Source organism: Bacillus sp. MUM 116, assembly GCF_001866655.1.
GTDB lineage: Bacteria > Bacillota > Bacilli > Bacillales > Cytobacillaceae > Neobacillus.
Genome location: NZ_MLYR01000158.1, coordinates 1 through 3,140, shown reverse-complemented (window position 1 = coordinate 3,140; position 3,140 = coordinate 1). Strand labels below are relative to the sequence as shown.

Here is a 3,140-nt window from a genome sequence, read left to right as displayed (position 1 = left end):
TACAGATTACTATAAACTTCAATTATAAAATTATTTACTTTAATTTGTTTAATAAACAAATTAATTATAAGCTAAACTTACCACGTTTAACCTTTTCCGTCAATTAACTCTTTACAAATTAATAGAATAATATCAGCTAATTTATGAAAGAACTTGATATAATAAGGGTAGATTTAAAACAACTGCTTAATATGGAGGATTTACATGATTACTGGTGACGCAGCATATATAAAAAAAATCAATCGCTCTTTGATTATTCGGCATATTATTAAAGAAGGTATGATTTCAAGAGCGGATTTATCTAAAGTTACAGCCTTAACAAGAGCGACCATCTCTGCACAGGTTGCAGATTTATTAGAAGAAGGACTGATTGTTGAAACACAACTGGAGCACAATTCTGTCGGACGGAAGCCCATCATGCTCTCTATAAACCGTCATGCAGGTTACGCTCTAGGGATTGACCTTGATTATGGTCAACTCTCCTTCACTTTATCCGACCTTCTCGGCCAGCCCATTTCATCCGTTAGTATCAAAATTGATACGATAGATTATTCGGAGATTTTACAATTACTAATGGGACAAATAAAAAAATTTCAAACAGATTATTCTGATAGCCAATACGGAATTGTTGGAATTGTGATCGCTGTCCATGGCCTTGTCTCTAAGGACGAAGTGATTCATTATGTTCCTCGCCTTAAGTGGGATGAAATGAATCTAAAAAGAGATTTGGCAACAGAAATCGATCTTCCCATTTATCTTGAAAATAATGCAAATGTATGTTCCTTTGCGGAGCGAGTTTATCTGCACCACGACACTGATAACTTATTATGTACAACCCTCTATTCGGGTATTGGCATCGGCATGATGATGAAGGATGAGTTTTTTCGGGGTCATGACGGATATGCTGGTGAAGCAGGTCATATGATTATTGTTCCTGGAGGCAAGCCCTGCAATTGCGGCAATCACGGATGTTGGGAAAAATATGCATCTGAATCGAGCATTTTTGAATATTTGTCAGAGAAAAGAAAAATTAAAAATTTAACCTATGATCAAATTCAAGTTTGGCTGGATGAAGGTGACGCGGAAGTTCATCACCTGATGGAACAGTTGATCTACTATTTAGCGATTGGCCTAAATAATATGATTAATATGTACAATCCGGATGTAATTGTTCTTGAAAGTGAATTACTGCGGATGTTTCCTGACTCCCTAAGTAAAATTAAAAGAAATTTAACTTCTTCCATCAGCCATTATCGGGAATTAATCATCTCAGACTTTGGTAAGAAATCTGTTGTTCTAGGCTCTTGTGCACTCGCAATTAAAAAATTCCTTGAAGTACCCATGTTAAATTTTACATTTGAAGAACAAAACGAAAAAATGAAAGCGTAGTCATTTAAACCAAAAACCTTTAGCGTGTCCGCTAAAGGTTTTTTTAAAAGAGGCTGAACAAGGCGCTTGCGCTTTTCTAATATTAAGCACTTTTGAGATTTTTATTAGAATTCTTGCCTTTCAATTCTTCTACAATTTGATTATATTTTTCGTCTGTTAAATTATAAACCACTAATAAAATTACAAACGCAATAAAGTTGAATATTGCTGGGGCAAGGAACATTAATCCCTTAATACCCAAAAGAGTTTCTGCTGTTTGATGGGCATTTGGAACATAGCCAATCAAACCAAGGGCAACCCCAGGAATAAACCCGGCAAGCGCCTGTGCTAATTTTCGGAAGAAACTATAGGATGAGTATACTACTCCTTCAGTCCGCTCACCTGTCTTCCATTCATGATAATCGATTGTATCCGCCACCATTACCCACGGTAAACCAAGAGCAAAACTTAATCCCAGGCTCCCAATGGCAAGAAGTGTAAGGAATGTCGGTATATTCGCTGGTAAAAGGAAGTTCGCCGCATCCGCTGCAATTCCAATTAAAAGCCCGATCATGAAGGTTCTCTTCTTTCCGAATCTTCTTACAAGTGCAGGAATAAAGAAAGAACCTACAACCGCAATCCCTATACTTGAAAAAGATAGCAATGTCATAAGGCCTGTATTATTTAAATTATATTGTAAATAGAAGAGCTGAACCGCAGTACGAAGATTGCTTCCCGCAACCATAAATAAACAAACAAAGCAAAGGGCGATTAAAGGTCTATTACTTAATAATAATTTGAACAACCGTGATACAGGAATCTTTTCGTTCTTAGGCTCTCTAATGACATTTTCTGTTGTATTCCGATAGCAAATATAATGGAAGATAACCCCAACGGCTGCCATGATGGTAATTCCGATTGCATAGCCTAATTTTTCATTTTGCATATGTGTAACAATTGGTACGACAGTCATTCCTGAAATAAGCAGTGCAAATTGGCTGCCGATTGCTCGAAATGATCCAAGAGATGCACGATCAACAGAATCTTGAGTCATTGATGCTGCAAGTGATCCATAAGGAATATTTACAATTGAATAAGCTAGTCCAAACAACATATAGGTTACAAACGCAAATAAAATTTTACCTGTTCCAGAAAAATTTGGTGCAGTAAACGAAATAACCGTCATAACTGCAAGCGGGATGGATCCAAAAAGAATAAATGGACGAAACTTGCCGCGTTTCCCGACTTTTCGTTTATCGACGAAAGCGCCTACACTAGAATCAGCAAAAGCATCAAAAATTTTCGAAATTAAGAATACTAACCCGCCCCAGTAAGCCGAAATTCCCAGTACGTCAGTATAAAATTTAAGCAAATAAATTTGCCCCATATCAAACATGAATCCGTTACCAACATCACCTAAACCATACGACACTTTTTCTTTTAAGGTTAACTTCTTTGTGCCTGTTGTTTGCATTGTTCTGCGCTTCCTTTCTTTTCAAACCTCTTCGTTTGAAACCCTTTTCATTAGAAAATATAATAATAGCTTTCTAAATTTCGAGATTAGCTTTTAAACAAAGTTAATTAATTTGTTTAATGAACTAATTAATTGTGTAAGTAGAATAACATTGAAATTTTTGTTCGTCAATTAATTTTTGAAAACGGTTTTAATAAAAATATTTACAATTTTATGAACAGTACTTTAAGAATCAAATAAAAACCCCTCTTATCATGTTGATATGAACTGCACCCCAATTGTTAGACACCATCTATCA

2 protein-coding genes are annotated in these 3,140 nt (G+C 35.7%); one reads left to right on the top strand and one right to left on the bottom strand.

Features of this window, described 5'->3' with window-relative positions; translation table 11 throughout:
* The first annotated feature begins 204 nt into the window (after positions 1-204).
* On the top strand, positions 205-1,389 hold the full coding sequence (locus BIV60_RS26810) for an ROK family transcriptional regulator (protein ID WP_071358711.1): 1,185 nt from the start codon (positions 205-207) through the stop codon (positions 1,387-1,389).
* Between the two features lie 82 nt (positions 1,390-1,471).
* On the opposite strand, the gene BIV60_RS26805 is transcribed toward BIV60_RS26810, so the two are convergent.
* On the bottom strand, positions 1,472-2,842 hold the full coding sequence (locus BIV60_RS26805) for a glycoside-pentoside-hexuronide (GPH):cation symporter (RefSeq protein ID WP_071358710.1): 1,371 nt from the start codon (positions 2,840-2,842) through the stop codon (positions 1,472-1,474).
* Between the last annotated feature and the right edge of the window lie 298 nt (positions 2,843-3,140).